Below are 16,151 nucleotides of genomic sequence, written 5' to 3' on the forward strand. Positions count from 1 at the left end.
GCAAATCGATACGCCGCTTCCCCCTCCACCTTGCAGCATTAAGCACTTCGATCAGACTCACCACGCCTTTTTCATAGGCGGTGAACGATCTGTCCCGGGCTTTTGTAAAAGCAGCCTCACCCTGTGCAAGATGTTTAGACTGCTGCTCGCGGTTGATCAGTGCGGAAAATGCGCGTTCTAAATCCTCGGACGCTCGCAGTACCGATTGGCGATAGGCAGCTAACGCTTCAGCTTCCTGCCCCTTGGCCAGGTCAATCTGAGCGTTAATGCGGCCAAAGTCGAACAGCCTCCAGCGGAGTCCCAATACCGCCGATGCCTGGCTGCATCATTGCCACTGTGCAGCGCGCCAGCCCCGTCATTCTCACGGCGCTGGCGGCGATGCTGGCGTTCATCCCGCTGACCCATTCGGTGTTCTGGGGCACGCTGGCCTACACCCTGATCGGAGGTACGTTTGCCGGCACCGTGCTGACACTGGTGTTCCTGCCCGCGATGTACGCCCTCTGGTTCAAGATCAAACCTGACACCCCGAAGCAGGCCCTGACACCCGCCCATCCTGCCTGATCGGCCAATCTGGTCCCGGATCACTGATCAGTCACCACGCGGCATTCAACTATGTGTCGGATGAAGGATTGGCGTAGAGCAGTGATCCGGGCCGTAAAGGCAGGCGGTTAGAAGGCGGTAAATGCAGGGCAACCGTCGTAGCTGGTATGGCCTTGGGGGCCGATCAGTTGGCTGAAATCCTCCATGACAGCGCGGAGCTGGCACGTTGCGACTATGCTCATAGTCACATTCAGGCAATGTACTGTTTCAACTGTCGACCTCAAATCATTGTCGTTGCCCGGCAACCCTGCGCCGGACATATAGTAAATGGGTGGACTTCAGGCTTTTTCGAAGGCAATACGGAACAACCCTCGCGCGTGCTATACAGGGAGACGCTCAATGTCTGCGCCAAGCTTCACAGGGTCGACTATCTCCAATCTGCAAGCCGACTTCTCGAATCAGATCAAGCGGTCGATCCAGGCTGTCGGCAGGCCCAGGTAGATTGCTGTTGGTAAGTCCCGGGCATTATGGAGTACGGCATGAATACTAAACCGATCCACAAAATCTTATGGCGCTTCGCCGGCTGCGTGACCGGGCTGGCGATGGTTGCCGCCAATCCAGCCCAGGCTGCCGACGGCGGCATCGCCAGCGGCTCTACCGCAAGCTATAGCATTGCGTTCAGCAACTCCTACGCGGGCAGCGATTTCCGCAAAGTGATGGTGCGCAACTGGCAGGAGATGGCGTCTCAAGCGCAAAAGGATGGCTTGATTCGCGAGGCTCCGGTGGTCAGTGCCAATAACTCGGCATCGGAACAAGCGGCCCACATCCAGGACATGATAGTCAAGGGAGTCAACGCCATTGTCATTCTGGCCGCGTCCGACACGGCCCTCAACGGAGTGATCCGCGATGCTTGCAACGCTGGCATCGTGGTGGTCGTCATGGCCAGCCTGGTCACCGAACGTTGCGTCTATACCGTGGACTACAACTGGGCCGCCATGGGTCGCGTGGAAATGGACTATATCGCCGAGCGCCTCAAGGGCAACGGAACGTTGTTGGAGATTCGCGGCATTGCTGGTGATGCCACTGATAAAAACATCAGCGACGGCATTCGCAAGGCCGCCAGCGACTATCCGGGCCTGAGGTTCGCCAAGACCGTGTACGGAAACTGGACGGGTTCCGTCGCACGCAAGGAGGTGGCGCTGGCGCTGCCATCGCTGCCTGGCATTGATGCCGTTGCTACCCAGGGGGGCGACGGTTATGGCGCGGCGATGGCGTTCAAATCGGCGGGGCGCCCTTTGCCAATTATCGTGATGGGGAATCGTCAGGATGAACTCGCCCTGTGGAAACAGGAACGCGATGCCAATGGCTACGAGACCGTTTCCATTTCCGCGTCCCCAAGCGTCTCCCAGGTGGGTTTCTGGGTAGCCCAGCAGATTCTGGCGGGCAAACAGGTGCCGAAGTTCGTCGAGGTGCCGCTGGTACGCATCGATGCGAAGGATCTGGACGCCTGGCTCACCACTATGCCGGTGGGCGGTGCCGCCAATCCTTTCTATAGCCAGGCTTCCGTTGCGGCGATGATCGACGCGGCCATCAACAATACGGCGCCGCCTGCGCCTTTGCCGGAGGTTATGAAGCAGTAGCGGCCGGGGGAGGGGGATGCGAAGCGCCATGCTGAGATTCAAGCCAGCCAAGGACCGGCCCATTGCCGTCAAAATTGGCCTGGCGGTCGCCGCACTGGTGTTCCTGATGCTGGCGGTATCGCTAGTGAACCTCTACGGCCTGCGAGGCATGGTACGTGCGGTGGATTCCGCCAGCCATTCCGCAGAAATTCTGGCCTCGGTCAACGGGGCCTCCGGGCGGGTGGAAAACTTCATCGCCACGCGCGACCAGGAAAGCCTGGCCCAGGCCGAAGCTATGGTGGCGACGGCGATCGCCGGCCTCACCGCCATTCCTGTGGTCGAAGCGGAATCGCTCAAGGGCAGCCTGGAGAGGCTCGCCGCGGCGACCGCCGCCTTGCGGGCAGCGACCCTGACCATGGATGGCGAAACGGAGAACATGACAGCCAACTACGGGCGGATGCGAGAGGCGACGATGCTCGTCGAACAGGGCATCGCCGATGGGTTGAAGGGGCTCGACGCCCGCACCGCTGAACACGAGGCACGGGTGAGTAACATTGAAAGCGCCCATCGCATCCTGGATATTCTGCGCAACGGCCAACGAATTATCACCGCCAATGTGGCCAGAATTCTGGTGACCGGTGATGAGTCGGCCGCTACTGCGGCGCGGAGCGCCGGCGCGGCACTCCAGCCTGTTGTCGAACAATTGCGCGAGGTGATGGGGGCGCCGCAGGCGAAAGAGGTCCTGGATCAGTTGGCGGCGGCAATAGCTGCTGTCGGCGTGGCGGTAGAGCGCCTTGGCGAGGCACCAAAGCTGCGCGGAGGCGAGGCTTTGCGAGATCTTGCCGTCGTCGGCGATGTGGTCGAGCGCATCGAGGCAGTGTTGGATGAACTGGATGGGCAGGTTGCCCATGACGCAAGCGACATTCAGGCAGCCGCCGGATTGCTGCACAATGCAGCCGCGTTGTCCAAGCGCTTCGCCGAGCGCGTTGCCACCCTGGAGGCGCAGACCTTGTCGTTTCGCCTGTCACCGTCGGCCGAGACCGCCAGCGCTGTGCGTGACATTCTTGACGAGCTCTCCCGTCTATCTCGCGTTCTCCCTTCGTCCGTGGAGCTGCAAGCCAAGGCCACGTCCTTGACGGTCAGCGATCAGATTGTCGGCTACCGGGCGGCATTCGCCAGGTTCCATGAGGCGAGCAACGCCTTGAGCGGCGCGCGCGACCAGGTTCGCAACGAGGCACGCAGCGCTGGCCTGTTGGTTGCGCGCTTCGCTGGCCAAGCGCGCTCCGACGCCGTGGCCCACAATGATCGCGGCATGCTGGCGACGATAGTTGCGGGTACCGTCGCCATCCTGCTAGCGGGCGCCATCGCCTGGAGTACGTCGCGATTTATCGCTCAGCCCATCGTCGCCCTGGCCTCGATCATGCGCCGGCTTGCGGCTGGCGACCTCAACGCCAAGATCGCCCGCGCCGGACGCGGTGACGAGATTGGCATCATGACCCGCGCCGTACGGGTATTCCAGGAGAATGCCCTGCGCATCCGGGTACTGGAGGCCGAGGCCGACGCCGAACGACGGCAAGTGCAGGCCTCTTTGGAACGAATGGTCGCCGAGCGGACCGACACCCTGCACCAGCAGACCGAGGTGCTGGAGGCGCAGGCCGTTGAACTCATTCACGCGCGCAACCAGGCCGAGACGGCTAACCAGGCAAAGAGCGATTTCGTTGCCACGGTCAGCCACGAACTGCGCACCCCCCTGACCCTCATTCTCGCCCCGCTGGAGCAACTCTCGGCGGCGACCATCCCGCCGGCAGACTGGCGTGTGCAAATCGACCGCGCCCAACGCAACGCCCTGCGTTTAATGAATCGGGTGAACGACATCCTCGATTTCTCCAAGGCTGAAGCGGGCAAGTTTGAGTTGTGTCCCGCGCCCGTTGACCTGAACAAGGCGGTGGGCGTGCTGGCCGAGGATGCCGCCATGGTGGCCGAGGGCAAAGGCTGCACCTTGACCTGCAGCATCGATCCCGCGCTCGGCACGGTGTTTCTGGACCTGGGACACTTCGAGAAGATTCTTCTCAACCTGGTGAGCAATGCCATCAAGTTCACGCCCGCTGGCGGCACCGTGCACCTGGCAGTGACTCCGATTGATGGCGAGCGGTTTGAACTCGCGGTGCAAGACTCGGGAATCGGCATTGCACCTGACAAACTGCCACTGCTGTTTCAGCGTTTTTCCCAGATCGACAATTCCGCCACGCGCCACTACAGCGGCACAGGCATCGGTCTCGCCCTGGTCAAGTATCTGGCCGAACTGATGGGGGGCGAGGTCGGTGTCAACAGCGAGTCCGGACAGGGTTCGTGCTTCTTTGTTCGACTTCCGTTGGGGTCTGAGCAAAATACTGTACCGACCGAAGTCAGCAATATGCACGAGCGATCGTCGTCGAGCACGATGAGCACAAACGAGCAGCGCCACCTGCGTTTCGACGACGGTCGTCAGGGCAGTCGCAACGAGCTGGCTTCGACGCAAGGTGCAGACAACGAGGAGCATCCGGAACACGCCTCGCGATCTAAAGTGCTGGTGGTTGACGACAGTCCGGAAATGCTTAGCTACCTCAGCGAGCTTTTGCAGGACGACTACATCGTCGCCACCGCAACTGATGGAGAGCAAGCCTGGGCACTCCTGCAGCGTCGCCCCATCGATGTCGTCGTCTCGGATGTGATGATGCCGGAGCTCGACGGCTTTGGCCTGACAGCCAGAATCAAAGCCAGCGCCGGTTTTGCCCATTTACCGGTGATCCTGGTGACCGCTCGCGGCGGCAGCGAGGCCTGCGTCTCCGGGTTGGAGAGTGGCGCAGATGACTATATCGCCAAACCCTTCTCGCCAATGGAGCTCAAAGCTCGCGTACGCGCGGCCCTACGCATGGGCCAGGTGCAAAGCGAACTGCATGCCAAATCCCGTCAGGCGGGCATGGCCGAAATCGCCACCTCTGTGCTGCACAACGTCGGCAACGTTCTCAACAGCGTGAACGTATCGGCAGAACTGGTCAGCAGCCAGATGCGCGCCTCCAAAGTCCAGGGTCTGCGCAAGGTGGTTCAACTGATGAACGAACACGTCAATGACCTGAGCGATTTTCTCACCAGAGACCAAAAAGGAAAGATGCTGCCCGACTATCTGCTCAAGCTGGCGGAGATGGTGACGGCAGAGCAACAAGGCATCATCGAAGAGCTCGGGCAACTCACCAAGGGCATTGACCATATCAAAAGCATTGTCGTTGCCCAGCAGTCTTATGCGGTCGCTGTCAGCGTCGTCGAGGCAGTATCGCTCCCGGAGCTAATCGACGATGCCTTGCGCATGAGTGCCAGATCACCGGCGTGCCGGGAGGTGACGGTGGTCAAGGAAATTGCCGACTTGCCTCTGCCGTCGCTGGACCGGCACCGAGTGCTGCTGATTCTGGTGAACCTGATCAGCAATGCCAGGCAGGCGTTGGACGGCGTGATCGATCGCAGCCCGTGCATTACGTTTGGCGCCTCTCTCGTTGAAGGATCAGTATTGCGTATCACGGTGGCCGACAACGGCAACGGGATTGCGTCAGAGCACCTGGCGAGTATCTTTTGCCATGGCTTCACTACGCGCAAAGACGGTCACGGTTTTGGCCTGCACAGCTGCGCGCTGGCCGCGCAGGAAATGGGTGGCAGCTTGACAGTACATAGCGACGGTGCCGGACAGGGCGCAACCTTTATCCTCGATATTCCCCTGGATGCTCAGCAGAATTAGCGATGAATACCGGCCCGGCGCATCTCTGGTGCTGCGCAGCGTTGAAGGCTGGCATCAGCCGCACCGCTGTATCTGCTCCAGTATCAGGCTGTCGGTGATGTTCATGTCGTCCAGCAACAGAAACATCTTGCTCAGTACCTCGGCCATTTTCTTGTCGGTGTCGGCGAATGGCAGGTAGAACTCCGTGATGCTGTTGCCTGCGGGTACAATGCACAGGTAGTTGCCGGGTTCGATATGGATGGCTGCGCTGCCCAGATGAATGCGGTAGTTCGCACGCTGGCCGCTGATGTGCAGAAAATGCCCTTCAAGTTTAACGTTGCGCAACCCCAGCCCTTGAATCAACTCGCCGACCAGTTCGGCGCGTCGTTGCAGGGTTTCGTTGCTGGTGCTGTAGCCGTCTGCGGCGTGGGCCACGGAGACCAGCAGGTCGGCGTCACGCATGACTTCCGAGAACAGCAGCGGCGGTACCTGCTCAAGGGGTATGGCTTTATGATCCCGGTAGAAGGCAATCGTGTCGAAGGTAAAGTGTTCTGTTTCCGAGAGGTAATGGCCGGTATCCAGAAAGTTGAACATGGCGTAAATGCCGTGCTCTTTGCTCTCGTAATAGATGTCCTCGACGCTTGAGGTCGACCAGTTGCGGACCTGCAGCAACCGGGCGGCTACTTTGCCTTTCAGGCGGTGGCCGGCAAATCGGTTCGACCACAGGCCGCTGTCGCGCTCGGCAGGTGTCAGCAGGTACAGCTCGCGAAAGGCCTGTTTGAACGGCTGCACCCGGCGATGGCTTACCACTTCTTTCTGCCAGGCCGAGAGTTGTCCGGCTTTGAACAGGTGAAATGGGTGAGCAATACGCAGCTGCTTTTGCGCAACGTGTTGGCGGCCGTCAAGGTCAGTCACCGTCAGCGTTGCGGCATCGAGCCAGCCCAGTGCAACGTCGTCGGCCTGCACAATCAGTTGTTCCAGGAGCAGGCGCACCGCGGGCATCTTCAACAGCTGCCTGAGGTCGTCCAGAGCCAGGGTTTCGCCGCTGCTCATCATTGCTTCCAGGGTGCGGCAGAAGCGTGCGATCTGTTCCTTGAGCTGGGCCTGCTGCGTTTTAAGGGCGACGAAGTCTGCGTGTTTGCGAATCGCAGGCGGTGCGGTTTTGAGCGTCTTTGCGGCTTTGCAGATGTGCAATGTGGGCGTCAGGCCTTCGATGACGAGCGTGACGTCATAGCCATCAATGGTCGCAGCGGTCTGGACGGATTCGGCGATCTCCGATTCCATGGCCCATTCCAGGCGAATCGCCGAGGGATAACCGGCGACACGCGCCAGGTTCTCCAGCCCTGCCTGCAGCGCTGCGTGGGAGTTTGCCTGTCGTTCAGCGCCGTATTTACGCACCTCTTTGTGCAGTTTCTTGAGCGTCAGATAGCGCTGACGTACGTCGTCCGAGTCCTTGACGGGCAGTACGCCATAGATGCGCATTGCCGCCTGTGCGTGGCGGGTCAATTTCTTTTCCAGCACCGGTCGACCGATGCCCTGGTAGGCGTCGAGCAGCACACGCGTTTCGGGAAATGCCCAATGCGAAGGTTTGAGCACCGCGAGGTACTCGCGCAGGTGCTCGGGGTCGGCCTCGGCCAGCGCTTTGTCCAGCAGGTAGCGGTCCACCACACCCACGGTTTCGTCCTGCGTATTGGGCAGGTCACTGCCCCAGCTGTCCTGAGGCGCCAGGGCAATGTTCAGGTATTCACGCTGGAAGGCTTGCAGATCACTCCAATCGAGCGCATCGAGCACCACCCGGCTGGCTTGTCCGGTATAGGGCAGGGCGGTCAGCAGGGTGTTTCTTGAAAACCCGGTCAGCGCCGCGAGCAGCTCTGCCGACTGGTCCTTGGGCAGTGTCTGCAACAGCATGAAGCGCTCGAGAACTGCGGCCGTGTCGCCGAAGCTGTCGAAAAAAGTATCGGGTGTCATGCCCAGTCGCTCGATGACCGCCAGAGCCTGCAGCAACCAGCGGGTCTGATACACCTCTACCGAACGGAAGGTGTCTGCCAGCTTGCCGGCGTTGTCGGGCAATCCAGCCAGGGCGTCCTCGACATAACGAACAGTGAAGTTCGCCAGTTCCGGATGCATTGCAGCGGGTTCTTCCGTGGCGGTGCCGCCAGGCGGGGACGACTCATCATCGACGCCGCCGCCTTCCGGGACCTCGTCATTTGAGTCGTCCTCGTCGAATGCTTCATCGGTGTACCGATTCAGGTCCACATCATCGCTGTCCAATCCGGCGTCGTCTGAGTAGAACATCATGGCGCGGCCCCAGGTATTGGCCGCCCGGACGAAGCGCGGGTAATCGAGGCGGCCCGCTTCCAGCAGGCGCAGAGCGATGCGCTTGATTTCCTCGTGCACGTATATATAGGCGTCGGCGATTTTCCTTTTTTCTTCATCAGGCGTTGCAGAAGGCTGTTCCCGGTTCCAGCTGCCGTCCAGCAACCATTCGGCAAAGGTTTGCCAGGCTGGGGTAGGCGGGTAATTGCTCAGGCGATTGATGCAGGTCTGAACGTCAGGGAAGGCCCAGGCCTGGTCCGGACTTCTTCGGTAATAGGCAGGGCCATCTTCGTCAGTGGGCAGCAGATAGTCACTGTCCTCGAGGGCAAATTGCAGCATGTGCTGCAGTCGCGCACCGATCTGCTCCTGTGAATAGGCATCCGGGTGAGCAGTGATCCAGGCGTCGCAGAGTCGATATTGCAGGCCATAGCGCTGCTGATCGCGGCGGTCCTCCAGATCGTCCCAGACGGTCGGGAACACCAAACCATCAGCTAGCGCTTGGGGTCCATCCTCGGGATGCTGCCTGACCCAGTCATCAGCTATGCGCAGGAAGTCGATGCCATCCCAGAAATCGTGCTCGAATTCGTCATATCGGTTGAGCTCGGGATAGTCATCCAGCGCTCTGTCACAGAATGCTCGCAGCGCAGCGAGGCGTGTGGCTTGTTCGGGCGCGGGACGGCGTGATTGCATGAGGGTATCCGGGAAGTGAGCGACGAGGATCAACCGCCAATCAGCGGCACCAGGCGGATGAATGCGAGTGTGGAAGGGGGACTCAAGACGATTGACTCGTCGAGTCTCTGCAGCATGACGCCGTTGTGCAGAACGCGGAACGCACGGCTTTCAAAACCCTTCAACGCTCGCTCGACCTCAACGCTGACATCCAGGTCTGGAGGCGCGCTGGCCTGGGGCATGACAACCGCACCTGCACAGGCTTGCTGACGAATGTCCCGCTCGCTCAGGTATTGGCGATCGAGCACTTCACGCACCGACACTTGTGCCAGCCAGTGCTGGACCGAAAGCGCAGCGATCTGTTCGGCAACGGTCAGGCGGATGAGCTCGGCGACCGTCAAGGTCGACGAGGCAGGCGTCAGGGTGACAGGGGGCAACAAAGGCTCCTGGCGTGCGCCTTTCAGGCAATAGCTATGAACCACGAACTCCATAACGCAATCTTTGCAAGCCAGGTCAGCCGGGCAGATGGGGCGTTAGCATATCCCGGTCTGCAAAAAACTTCATCGCGCTGGTCGCTCGGGCGTAGTAATAAAAGCGGCCAGCCCAGGCGTAGTCAAAATCATCGAGCGCGACCTCGCACGGTTGCTATGTGGATTGATGTATTGGCCGCGAGTCCGGCGCCACAAGAGGTTGCATTCGCGGCGTTGTTATGGAGGCTTGTCGGGAACCGGCGGTGCATTCGACCAGCTTCATGGCCTGATGCTGAGTGATACCATCCTGACTACCGTGAGCCATGGACATCGGGATCGATCAATTGATCATTATCGTCCTTTACCAGCCCTAAGTGCAGGAGATGCAAAATGAGCATTGATTGGATCAACTTCACGCCATGGACTTCATTGTCTGGAGGCGCCTTGATAGGGCTGGCCGTCAGCTTATTCGTTCTCGTGAATGGGCGGATCGCAGGCATCAGCGGCTTGCTGGGAAGCGTGATGCAATATGGCAGTGAAGGCTGGAGCGAGAAGGGGTTGTTTTTGCTTGGCCTGGTGATTTCGCCATTGGTGTGGGGAGCGTTCACCGTCTTGCCAGAAATAGAGATTAATACAGGGTGGCCCGCCCTGGTCGTAGCAGGCCTGCTCGTCGGCGTGGGAACACGTTACGGTTCGGGCTGCACGAGTGGTCACGGGGTGTGTGGTATCTCCCGATTATCGCCTCGCTCCATCGTGGCAACGGCATGTTTTATGACTGGCGGATTTGCAACGGTGTACGTCAGTCGCCATGTATTGGGAGTTTGACGATGATCAAAGTGAGCGCATTTTTTGCAGGCTTGATATTTGGCATGGGTCTGCTGTTGGCAGGTATGGCGAACCCGGCCAAGGTCTTGGCTTTTCTTGATATTAGCGGAGCCTGGGATCCGTCACTCGCTCTTGTGATGGCAGGAGCCATCTCGGTGGCGGTCATTCCGCTGAATTGGGCGCGTAAGCACAGGCAATCTTTGCTGGGCGCGCGGATGCAGTTACCAGGGAAAAGGGAGTTGGACGCCCGCTTGATCGGGGGCAGCCTGGTGTTCGGTGTAGGGTGGGGAATGGCGGGAATCTGCCCTGGGCCAGCGGTCGCGATTCTGCTGACCTGGCACTGGCAAATTCTTGCTTTCGTGTTAGCCATGCTGGCCGGCATGTACTTGTTTTATGTTCTGGAAAGCCGACGCGCGTCTTAATCAGACGATAGTTACGCATTGCTGTTACTTTTTGCTCAACTGGGCAAGTTGCCATCTATAAGACGGCAACCGATAGATTTCACTCGCCCGCTCAGGCATGCAGCCTATCCATCACCGGTTGGCGCTGCCGAAGGCTGCGAATCGGGCACACTGGTTTGCAGCCTTGGGCAGTGGCAGTGCCTACGAAAACCTCGTTCCCGTCATTGAATACGCGAATCAGCGCCGTCCGGCCCGGGTGCTCACATCCACCCATACCGCCAGTACCAGAATGCTGCCCTTCACAATCATCTGCCAGTAACTGTCCACGTCCAGCATTGACATGCCGTTATCCAGGCTGGTGATTACCAACGCCCCCAATAATGCTCCATACACTGTGCCCGATCCGCCGCGCATCGAGGTGCCGCCAATGAAGCAGGCAGCGATTGCGTCAAGTTCGCCCATGTTGCCCGCCGAAGGGGAGCCGGCGGCGAGGCGGGCGGTGTTGACCATCCCGGCAAGGGCGCACATCACGCCCATGATGCCGAAGATCCATAGTTTTACCGCCTGTACGTTGATGCCCGACAGGCGCGTGGCCTCCATATTGCTGCCTACCGCGTAGACGCGACGGCCGAACACGGTCTGGCTGGTGACGTAGCTGAACACCCCGAGCAGCACCAGCAACAGCAGTACCGGTACGGGGATGCCGTCGTAGCTGTTCAGGGTGGTGACGAAACCGGCAAGCACGGCGCCGATCAATGCCACGCGTAATACATCGCGCACCAGTGAATGCGCGGCCAAACCATGCAGTGCACGGTTGCGTCGCTGTTTCCAGGTGAGGAACAGGGTCAGGGCAAACAGCAGGATACCGAGCCCCAGGCCCACGGTATGGGATAGATAGCCCTGGCCCACATACACCAGTGGTGGCGAGACCGGCGCAATGGTAGTACCGCCGGTAATCCCCAGCAGGATGCCGCGAAACGCCAGCATCCCGCCCAGACCGACGATAAACGACGGGATGCGCAGGTAGGCGGTCATATAACCGTTGGCCAGCCCGATTATCAAACCGCACAGCGCTACCAGGCTGAGATTGGCCAGCAGCGGGATGTGATAGACCACGTCCAGAATCGCAGCAAGCCCTCCCAGTAGACCGAGCAACGAACCCACCGACAAATCGATTTCCCCGCTGATGATCACCAGTACCATGCCGCACGCCAGTATCCCGGTGATCGACATCTGCCGCAGCAGGTTGGAGAGGTTACGCGGGGTCAGAAATCCGCCCTCGGTTTGCCAGCTGAAAAACAGCCAGATCACTGCTACGGCGATCACCAGAGCGAGCATTTTGTAGCGGGTAAATAGGTGTTTGACCTGATTCATCTACGCGGTTTTCCGATTGTTATTGTTTTGGCTGAGCGCGGCGGCGAGTACCTGTTCCTGGGTAAGCCCCTGGTTGATGAAATCGCCGCGCAACTGGCCGTCGCCGATCACCAGCACGCGATTGGATACTCCCAGTACTTCGGCCAGCTCCGAGGAGACCATGATGATCGACACGCCTTCGGCCGCCAGCGCGCCCATCAGCTTGTAGATCTCATATTTGGCGCCCACATCCACGCCGCGAGTAGGCTCATCGAGGATCAACACTTTCGGCCTGGCCATGAGCATTTTCGCCAGTACGGCTTTTTGCTGGTTGCCGCCAGACAGGCTGGTGATGGGCAGGAACGGGCTGGACGTCTTGAGGTGCATCCGGGCGATTTGCTGGTCGATGCTGCCCAGTTCGGCTTCGGCGTCGATCCGGGTCATGTGGGCATAGGTGTCGAGCACCGCCAGGGTGATGTTCTGGCCGACGCCCAGGTCAGGGATGATGCCCTGGCGCTTACGGTCCTCGGGCACCATGCACAGCCCGGCGCGGATGGATTTGAGCGGCGTGCGCGTATCGATCGGTTGGCCGTCCAGCCAGACTTCGGCGCTGTAGCGGCCGGGGTAGGCACCAAAGAGCGCCGACACCAGTTCGGTACGTCCGGCACCCACCAGACCGGCAATGCCAAGGATTTCCCCGCGCTTGAGCACGAAGGAAATATCGTCGACACGCTTGCGCCTGGGGTTGTCCACGTCATAGCAGGTGACGTTGCGCGCCTCGAAAATCACTTCGCCGATGTCATGGGGCTCGGTGGGGTAGAGATTGCTCATCTCGCGGCCGACCATCTGCGTGATGATCTGTGGAATATCCATATCGACCATGGCGGTGGTTGCGATGTGCTTGCCATCGCGGATTACCGAGACGGTGTCGCAGACGGCGGCCACTTCGTCGAGCTTGTGGGAGATGTACACGCAGGCCACGCCTTTGGCCTTGAGGTCACGAATGATGTCGAGCAGCACCTCGATTTCCGAACGGGTCAGGGCCGAGGAGGGCTCATCGAGGATCAGCAGTCGCGCCTGTTTGTTCAGTGCCTTGGCGATTTCCACCAGTTGCTGATAGCCGCCACCGTACTGCGACACCGGCAGGGCGACGTTCATGTCCGGCACCTTGAGTTCGCGCATCAACGCTTCGGCACGATGGATCATTGCCGGGTAGTTCATGCGCCCGCCGGGCAACGTCAGCTCGTGGCCCATGAAAATGTTCTCGGCCACCGACAGGTCGGGCACCAGGGTCAACTCCTGATGAATGATGACGATGCCGGCTGCCTCGGTTTCACTGATGGACTGGGCCTTGAGCGGTTGCCCGTCCCAGAGGATTTCCCCTTCCCAGGTGCCGTATGGATAGACCGCCGACAGGACTTTCATCAAGGTGGATTTACCTGCACCGTTTTCACCGCACAGGCCGACACATTCCCCCGGCCGTACCTTGATATCAATACCGTTCAGCGCGTTGACACCGCCAAAGCTTTTGACGATGCCTTTCATTTGCAGCAGGTAGTGCGACATGACGATGGCTCACACGAAAGGCCGATGGAGTGGTTTTCGCGCCCCAGACATTGCGCTGTCGCGCAGCAGGTATGGACCTGCAGGAGCTGCTTTCTCCCCAACGGATCACCGTTTGCTGCGACAGCGCGGCACCTATGGCTTTATCTGCTCTTTGGTATAGAACCCGTCCTTCTCCAATAGATCGATATTGGCCTTGGTCAACGGGGTCGGGGTGAGCAGGATGGTGTCGACCTTCTTGCTGCCATTGTCGTACTGCGAGCTGTACGCAGGCTTCTCGTTACGTGCCAGTTGCACCGACAGCTTGGCGGCTTCCGAGGCGATCAGCTTGAGCGGCTTGTACACGGTCATGGTCTGGGTGCCGTCGATCACCCGCTTGACGGCGGCGAGGTCGGCGTCCTGGCCGGAAATGGGCACCTTGCCCGCCAGTTTCTGCGCGGCCAGGGCCTGGATTGCACCGCCGGCGGTGGCATCGTTGGAGGCGACGATGGCGTCGATCTTGTTATTGTTCCGGGTCAGGGCATTTTCGACGATGCTCAAAGCCTCGGTAGGGTTCCATTCCTTGACCCACTGCTGTCCGACAACCTTGATATCGCCCTTGTCGATGGCCGGTTGCAACACCTTCATCTGGCCTTCGCGCAGTACTTTGGCGTTGTTGTCGGTGGGGGCGCCGCCGAGCAGGAAGTAGTTGCCCTTGGGTGCCGCCTGCAGTACGCCGTTGGCCTGCATTTCTCCGACCTTTTCATTATCGAAAGAAATATAGGCGTCGATATCGGCGTTGAGGATCAACCGGTCATAAGACACTACTTTGATATTGGCCTTCTTGGCCTCGGCGACGGCATTGGTCAGCACCGTCGCGTTGAACGGCACGATAACGATCACATCGACGCCCCGGGAGATGAGGTTTTCGATCTGGGAAATCTGCTTTTGCTCATTGGCATCGGCTGACTGCACAAAGACCTTGGCGTCGAGCTTCTCCGCCGCTGCGACGAAGTAATCACGGTCCCGGGACCAGCGCTCCAGGCGCAGGTCATCGATGGAAAAGCCGATTTTCGGGTGAGCAGGGTCGGCCATCACCGGCAGGGCGAGCAGAGCCAGGGCACTGGCGAGCAGGGTACGTTCGAGTCTATTCATGGTGTTGCGTCCTTTTATTGTTGTTGGAAAAGACACAGCGTGGTGCGGGTAGAACTGTAGAGCGTATGGCGACCTTCGCGCGCAGAGATTTGTCGCGCGATTGTCACCGCGTGTCAGGTGTAAATAAAACGATTCACAATCCCTTCAAGCATCTCTTGTCGACCACTTACCGCCTGCGGGTTCAGCTCGTGGGCGAAGGCATGCTCGGCGAGTGATTCGAGGCTGTATTCTCCCGCCAGTACTGCCTGGCCCAGGGGCTGCTGCCAACCGGCATAGCGCTGATCCTTGAATTGCTGCAAACGGTCGTTCTGCACCATTGCCGCCGCGCGTTCCAGGGCCAGTGCGAGGGTGTCCATGGCGGCGACATGACCGTGGAACAGGTCGATCTCATCCAGGCTCTGGCGGCGCACTTTGGAGTCAAAGTTGTAGCCGCCATTCTTGAACCCGCCGGCCTTGAGGATTTCATAGGTGGCCAGGGTCATTTCCTCGACGCTGTTAGGGAACTGGTCGGTGTCCCAGCCGTTCTGCGGATCGCCACGGTTGGCATCGATGCTGCCGAAGATCCCCAGAGACACGGCGGTCGCAATCTCGTGATGGAAACTGTGCCCGGCCAGGGTCGCGTGGTTGGCCTCGATATTGACCTTGATCTCGTGTTCCAGGCCGAACTCGTGGAGAAAGCCGAATACCGTGGCGCTGTCGTAGTCGTACTGGTGCTTGGTCGGCTCCTGGGGCTTGGGTTCGATCAACAGGTCGCCCTTGAAGCCGATCTTGTGTTTGTGCTCCACCACCATGCGCATAAAGCGCCCGAGCTGTTCACGCTCGCGTTTCAGGTCGGTATTGAGCAGGGTCTCATAGCCTTCACGGCCGCCCCACAGGACATAGTTGGAACCCTTGAGACGCAGGGTAGCGTTCATTGCACTGAACACCTGGGCAGCGGCGTAGGCGAACACCTCCGGATCAGGGTTACTGGCGGCACCGGCAGCGAAGCGCGGATTGCTGAAGCAGTTGGCGGTGCCCCAGAGCAACTGGATACCGGACTGTTCCTGATGACGTTCCAGATGGTCGACCATTTGCGCGAAGTGATTGCGATACTCCTTGAGCGAGCTGCCTTCGGGAGCAACATCAGTATCGTGGAAGCTGTAGTAGTCGATGCCCAGTTTGGAGAAGAACTCAAAGGCGGCTTCGGCCTTGCCGATGGCTATTTCCATGGGGTCACCGCTGCGTTGCCATGGGCGTTTGAAGGTGCCCACGCCAAACATGTCGGCGCCCGGCCAGACGAAGGTGTGCCAATAGCAGGCGGCCATGCGCAGGTGCTCGCGCATGGGTTTACCGAGGATCAGTTTATTGGCGTCGTAATGGCGAAAGGCGAGGGGGGAGTCGCTGCTGGGGCCCTCGAAGCGGACCTTCTCGACATCGGGGAAGTACGGCATGGCGTTTTCCTTATTGTTCTTGGCGGTACCCCGATACTAGCAATGGCCCCCGACCCGCCGATTACGAAAATCATCAGGGTGCAGTG

At 59.7% G+C, this 16,151-nt stretch carries 9 protein-coding genes and 5 pseudogenes; 7 read left to right on the forward strand and 7 right to left on the reverse strand.

The window, feature by feature from the left end:
• Positions 1–34 precede the first annotated feature (34 nt).
• Positions 35–322 (reverse strand): annotated as a pseudogene (locus ACCD02_RS09375) (TolC family protein); the annotation flags it as partial.
• A 5-nt stretch (positions 323–327) separates the two neighbouring features.
• Here ACCD02_RS09375 and ACCD02_RS09380 point away from each other — a divergent pair.
• The 5 genes and pseudogenes from ACCD02_RS09380 to ACCD02_RS09400 form a co-directional block, all read left to right on the forward strand.
• Positions 328–561, forward strand: a pseudogene (locus ACCD02_RS09380) (hypothetical protein); the annotation flags it as partial.
• Between the two features lie 518 nt (positions 562–1,079).
• Positions 1,080–2,180 (forward strand): ABC transporter substrate-binding protein, encoded by a 1,101-nt coding sequence (locus ACCD02_RS09385; RefSeq protein WP_413300646.1) that lies wholly within the window; start codon positions 1,080–1,082, stop codon positions 2,178–2,180.
• A gap of 1,291 nt (positions 2,181–3,471) precedes the next feature.
• A pseudogene (locus ACCD02_RS09390) lies at positions 3,472–4,521 on the forward strand (sensor histidine kinase); the annotation flags it as partial.
• 213 nt (positions 4,522–4,734) lie between these two features.
• A pseudogene (locus ACCD02_RS09395) lies at positions 4,735–5,070 on the forward strand (response regulator transcription factor); the annotation flags it as partial.
• Between the two features lie 519 nt (positions 5,071–5,589).
• A pseudogene (locus ACCD02_RS09400) lies at positions 5,590–5,925 on the forward strand (ATP-binding protein); the annotation flags it as partial.
• Between the two features lie 54 nt (positions 5,926–5,979).
• Here the strand turns inward: ACCD02_RS09400 and ACCD02_RS09405 are convergent.
• Entirely contained in the window at positions 5,980–8,910 is a 2,931-nt protein-coding gene (locus ACCD02_RS09405) for a DUF4132 domain-containing protein (protein WP_413300648.1), read from the reverse strand.
• Between the two features lie 29 nt (positions 8,911–8,939).
• Positions 8,940–9,380, reverse strand: coding sequence for a hypothetical protein (locus ACCD02_RS09410; protein ID WP_413300650.1), 441 nt, complete (start codon positions 9,378–9,380; stop codon positions 8,940–8,942).
• 369 nt (positions 9,381–9,749) lie between these two features.
• Between ACCD02_RS09410 and ACCD02_RS09415 the strand changes: the two genes are divergently transcribed.
• Complete coding sequence (locus ACCD02_RS09415) at positions 9,750–10,184, forward strand: YeeE/YedE family protein (protein WP_413300652.1); 435 nt, start codon at positions 9,750–9,752, stop codon at positions 10,182–10,184.
• Between the two features lie 2 nt (positions 10,185–10,186).
• A complete protein-coding gene (locus ACCD02_RS09420) occupies positions 10,187–10,606 on the forward strand; it encodes a DUF6691 family protein (RefSeq protein WP_413300654.1) in 420 nt (139 codons plus the stop codon).
• Between the two features lie 216 nt (positions 10,607–10,822).
• Here ACCD02_RS09420 and ACCD02_RS09425 read toward each other — a convergent pair whose 3' ends face one another.
• From ACCD02_RS09425 to xylA, 4 genes are all read right to left on the reverse strand, one after another.
• A complete protein-coding gene (locus ACCD02_RS09425) occupies positions 10,823–11,959 on the reverse strand; it encodes a sugar ABC transporter permease (RefSeq protein WP_413300656.1) in 1,137 nt (378 codons plus the stop codon).
• Positions 11,960–13,504: a D-xylose ABC transporter ATP-binding protein gene (gene xylG / locus ACCD02_RS09430; protein ID WP_413300658.1), complete on the reverse strand. Its 1,545-nt coding sequence runs from the start codon at positions 13,502–13,504 to the stop codon at positions 11,960–11,962.
• Positions 13,505–13,636: 132 nt separating this feature from the next.
• Entirely contained in the window at positions 13,637–14,635 is a 999-nt protein-coding gene (gene xylF, locus ACCD02_RS09435; RefSeq protein WP_413300660.1) for a D-xylose ABC transporter substrate-binding protein, read from the reverse strand.
• A 113-nt stretch (positions 14,636–14,748) separates the two neighbouring features.
• On the reverse strand, positions 14,749–16,065 hold the full coding sequence (gene xylA, locus ACCD02_RS09440) for a xylose isomerase (RefSeq protein ID WP_413300662.1): 1,317 nt from the start codon (positions 16,063–16,065) through the stop codon (positions 14,749–14,751).
• Positions 16,066–16,151: the final 86 nt, after the last annotated feature.

Origin of the sequence: Pseudomonas sp. Pseusp88 (assembly GCF_047303955.1) — a bacterium.
In the GTDB taxonomy this organism is placed as follows: domain Bacteria; phylum Pseudomonadota; class Gammaproteobacteria; order Pseudomonadales; family Pseudomonadaceae; genus Aquipseudomonas.

What these genes read in the sequence shown, in the direction of transcription:
- ACCD02_RS09385 (WP_413300646.1), top strand. Translation starts at nt 1,080, where the DNA reads ATGAATACTAAACCGATCCACAAAATCTTATGGCGCTTCGCCGGCTGC.
- ACCD02_RS09405 (WP_413300648.1), bottom strand. Translation starts at nt 8,910, where the DNA reads ATGCAATCACGCCGTCCCGCGCCCGAACAAGCCACACGCCTCGCTGCG.
- ACCD02_RS09410 (WP_413300650.1), bottom strand. Translation starts at nt 9,380, where the DNA reads ATGGAGTTCGTGGTTCATAGCTATTGCCTGAAAGGCGCACGCCAGGAG.
- ACCD02_RS09415 (WP_413300652.1), top strand. Translation starts at nt 9,750, where the DNA reads ATGAGCATTGATTGGATCAACTTCACGCCATGGACTTCATTGTCTGGA.
- ACCD02_RS09420 (WP_413300654.1), top strand. Translation starts at nt 10,187, where the DNA reads ATGATCAAAGTGAGCGCATTTTTTGCAGGCTTGATATTTGGCATGGGT.
- ACCD02_RS09425 (WP_413300656.1), bottom strand. Translation starts at nt 11,959, where the DNA reads ATGAATCAGGTCAAACACCTATTTACCCGCTACAAAATGCTCGCTCTG.
- xylG (WP_413300658.1), bottom strand. Translation starts at nt 13,504, where the DNA reads ATGTCGCACTACCTGCTGCAAATGAAAGGCATCGTCAAAAGCTTTGGC.
- xylF (WP_413300660.1), bottom strand. Translation starts at nt 14,635, where the DNA reads ATGAATAGACTCGAACGTACCCTGCTCGCCAGTGCCCTGGCTCTGCTC.
- xylA (WP_413300662.1), bottom strand. Translation starts at nt 16,065, where the DNA reads ATGCCGTACTTCCCCGATGTCGAGAAGGTCCGCTTCGAGGGCCCCAGC.